Source organism: Cellulomonas uda, from assembly GCF_006538705.1.
Classification (GTDB): Bacteria; Actinomycetota; Actinomycetes; order Actinomycetales; family Cellulomonadaceae; genus Cellulomonas; species Cellulomonas uda.
The window spans coordinates 1-3230 of record NZ_BJLP01000091.1; the positions used below are offsets into that span (position 1 = coordinate 1).

The 3230-nt window shown below is 75.8% G+C and carries 3 protein-coding genes; all 3 read right to left on the minus strand.

Annotated elements, in window-relative coordinates; genetic code table 11:
* Positions 1 to 93 precede the first annotated feature (93 nt).
* Genes CUD01_RS16185 through CUD01_RS16195 form a run of 3 tightly spaced genes read right to left on the minus strand, consistent with a single transcriptional unit; the run spans position 94 to position 3061 of the window.
* A complete protein-coding gene (locus CUD01_RS16185; protein WP_141322518.1) occupies positions 94 to 1002 on the minus strand; it encodes a DUF4097 family beta strand repeat-containing protein in 909 nt (302 codons plus the stop codon).
* Positions 999 to 1661 (minus strand): response regulator transcription factor, encoded by a 663-nt coding sequence (locus CUD01_RS16190; RefSeq protein WP_141322519.1) that lies wholly within the window; start codon positions 1659 to 1661, stop codon positions 999 to 1001. Before CUD01_RS16190 ends, CUD01_RS16185 begins: the two co-directional genes overlap by 4 nt.
* Positions 1649 to 3061, minus strand: coding sequence for a sensor histidine kinase (locus tag CUD01_RS16195; protein ID WP_141322520.1), 1413 nt, complete (start codon positions 3059 to 3061; stop codon positions 1649 to 1651). Before CUD01_RS16195 ends, CUD01_RS16190 begins: the two co-directional genes overlap by 13 nt.
* Between the last annotated feature and the right edge of the window lie 169 nt (positions 3062 to 3230).

A 3230-nucleotide genomic window follows, 5' to 3' on the forward strand; every position in this document is an offset into this window, starting at 1 on the left:
GCCACCCCGACAGCAGATGGGCCCTCACGGCCGGCAATCATGCCGGGGCGTGAGGGCCCATCGCTTTCGCGCCGTCGCGCCGGACACGGTCCGTCAGGACCGCGGGGGCAGGTAGCTCACCGAGCCGTTGGACGAGTGGATCGTCACGTGCACGGGGGCCGCGGGGTCCGTGGGGGCCTCGGTGCGCTGCGAGCCGTTCGAGGTGCGGATGTCGAGCGCGACGGGCCGGCCCGTGCCGTGCACGGTCACGCTGCCGTTGCTGGACGTGGCGGTGATGTCGTCGTGGGCCTCGGCGACCTGCACGTCACCGTTGCTGGACTCGGCGACGACGACGCCCTGCACGTCCTCGACCTCGACGCGGCCGTTGCTCGAGCGCGCCTCGACCGAGGCGGCGCCGCGCACGACCACCGAGCCGTTGCTCGACGTGGCGCGCACCGACCCGGTGACGTCACGCACGTCGACGCTGCCGTTGCTCGAGTGCGCCACGAGGTCGCCACCCATCGCGGAGGCCTCGACACGGCCGTTGCTGGAGCGCAGGTCCGCGTCACCGAGCACCCCGGTGGCACGGACGTCGCCGTCGGAGGTCCGCACGACGATCGCGGTGCCCGCGGGCAGCGTGACGTCCAGGTCGGTGTCGCAGTCCCACACCCAGCCCCACGAGCACTGGTAGGAGACGACGAGCCGGTCCGAGGACGCGCTCGCCGCGTAGTGCGGGTCGACGAACGCGAACCGCGCCTCGCGCGAGACATGCACCTCGTCGGACCCGCCGGCGGTGACGGTCACGCGGCCGTCGGCGACGAGCTCGACGGTCGGCGCGACCGCGTACGTGGCGTCACCGGTGGTCTTCTCGCGAGCGATGAGGCTCGTGACGTCGAGGGCGGCCCACACGATCGCGAGGGCGCCGATCGTGCCGCCGACCCACAGCAGGGCCTTGGCCCAGCCGGAGGTGCGCGGGTCGCGCACCGGTGCGGGCGGCGTGGGGGTCTGGGTGGCGGTGCTCATGACTCTCCGTTCGGTCGGTGCTCGAGCCAGCGCAGCACGGCCAGGACGCGACGGTGGTCGTCGCTGTCCGGCGGCAGCCCGAGCTTGGTGAGGATCGAGGTGACGTGCTTCTCCACGGCGGGCAGCCCGATGAACAGGCGCTCGGCAATCGCGGAGTTGGAGCGGCCCTCCGCGACGAGCGCCATGACCTCCCGCTCGCGCGGGGTGAGGTCCTCCAGGCCGGTCCGGGTCGCGCGCGCCATGATCTGCGCGACGACCTCCGGGTCGATCACGGTGCCGCCGGCCGCGATCCGGGAGATCGCGTCGAGCAGCTCGTCGACGTCGGTCACGCGGTCCTTGAGCACGTAGCCCAGGCCGCGCACGTCACCCGCGAACAGGTCGCGGGCGTAGCGCTGCTCGACGTACTGCGAGAGCACGAGCACGGGGAGCCGCGGGTGCAGGCTGCGCAGGTGGATCGCGGCGCGCAGGCCCTCGTCGGTGTGCGACGGGGGCATCCGCACGTCGGTCACCAGCACGTCGGGGACCGCCGCGTCGGGGCCGAGCGCCGCGACGAGCTCGTCGGCGGTCTTGTAGCCGGTGACGTCGTGCCCCTCGGCGGTCAGCAGCCGGGTCAGGCCGTCCAGGAGGAGGACCGAGTCCTCCGCGATCACGATGCGCACGGGAGCTCCACGGTGAGGGTCGTGCCGGCCCCGGCGGGGCTGGCGAGGTCGAAGGTGCCGTCCAGGGCGGCGACGCGGCTGCGCAGGCCGTCGAGGCCCGAGCCGGGTGCCGCCGCGGCTCCCCCGCGCCCGTCGTCGGAGACGACGAGCCGCAGCGTGGTGCCGTCGCACGCGACCGCGACCTGCGCGGAGCGCGCCTGGGCGTGCTTGGCGACGTTGGTGAGCGCCTCGGCGACGACGAAGTACGCGGCGGCCCGTGCGGCGGTGCCGCACTGCTCGAGCGTGTCGTCGTCGGGCGTCCGGACGGTCACGGGGATCGGCGAGCGGGACGCGAGCGCGCTGAGCGCGGCGTCGAGGCCGCGGTCGGTGAGGACGGCCGGGTGGATGCCGCGCACCAGGTCGCGCAGCTCGGCGAGGGTCTCCTGGATCTCGCGGTGCGCGTGGTCCAGCGCGGCGGCGGCCACCTCCGGGTCCTGCGCGCCGCGGCGCTTGGCCGCGCCGAGCTCGAGGCCCAGCGCGACGAGGCGCTGCTGCGCGCCGTCGTGCAGGTCCCGCTCGATGCGGCGGCGCTCGTCGTCGGCGGCGCCAACGACGAGGTGGCGGGTCTCCTCCACGTGCGCGACGCGTGACTCGGCGCGCTCCCGCGCGGCGTCGGCCACCGCGACCTCGTACGCGGACCGGGGGGCGCCGAGCATCCCGCGCGCCATGCGGACGTGCAGGAGGGTGGTCGCCTGCGCCGCGAGCGCCGCGAGCCACAGCGCGACGAGCCCGGCGAGCACCAGGGCCGCGGTGAGGAGCCACGTGGGCCAGCCGAGCCAGTCCTCGAGCAGCGGGCCGGTGCCGTAGACGGGCGCCAGGATGCCGGCGAGGCCGCCGCCACCGAGGCCGACGACGAGCGCGAACGCGAGCGACGACGTGAGGGTCGCCAGCGCGGCGTAGCCGAGGGCGGCCCAGGCGCGCGTGTCGCGCAGCGGGGCGAGGTAGCGCGACCACCAGCCCGGTCCGCCGCGGTGGGCGGGCACGGGGGGCGGGACCAGCGCGCCGGTCTGGGCGCCGAGCCGCGCGATCTCGGCGCGGGCGAACCCCCGGGCCGCGCGCAGGACGAGCGGGAGCATGAGCAGGCCGACGCCGAAGACGAGGACGAACGACACCGCGATCGGCACGACGGTCAGCACGACGGTGCCGACCGTGACGAGCCAGAGGAAGCCGATGGTCGTGTGCGCGAGCGCACGCCACGTCTCGGGCGTGACGGGTGCGAGCGCGAGCCGCCCGGAGTCGGCCAGCGCGGGCGCCACGGTGGCGAGGTCGCGGGACGTGGGCGGGAAGGCGGCGTCGACCGGGTCGACGGGCTGGTCGACGGGCCCGGAGGGGACCGGGCCGGGAGCGAGCTGCGAGGTCATGCCACGAACCTACGGGCCCCCTGGCCTGCGTCGACATCCCGTCGCCCCACCAGGTCACGGTAGGGAGAACCCCCGGTCACGCACGCCGACCCCGCGGTTGCTCCGGCTCACGTGCGTCGGAGCCGGAGGAACCGCGGGGTCGGCGGGGGGGGGCCGGGCGGGGCGGGGG